General features: G+C 24.4%; 1 protein-coding gene. It reads right to left on the reverse strand.

Going from position 1 to position 246, the window contains the following annotated elements:
• Positions 1-246 (reverse strand): type ISP restriction/modification enzyme (locus KVT27_RS25715; protein ID WP_305799946.1); only part of this gene is annotated, 246 nt, incomplete at both ends.

Raw genomic sequence — 246 nt, forward strand, 5'->3', positions numbered from 1 at the left:
TTTCGTAATTTAAATGTAAATCTGCAAGTTTACGACCTATTTCAACATATTTTTCTTTGTTTTTAAGAAGTGGAATACGAGGAGTTTCTTTACTTAAATTATGATTAAAGATATTTCTATAATCAATTGAATTTAACACTGCATAAATATAATACGGGACGTCATCTTCGATCATATCAAAAACTTTTTTTCCTTCAACAGAAATATTACTAAATATAGAAATATTATCTGATAAATTTGAAGCAT

Origin of the sequence: Lysinibacillus sp. GbtcB16 (assembly GCF_019091145.1) — a bacterium.
Classification (GTDB): Bacteria; Bacillota; Bacilli; order Bacillales_A; family Planococcaceae; genus Lysinibacillus; species Lysinibacillus fusiformis.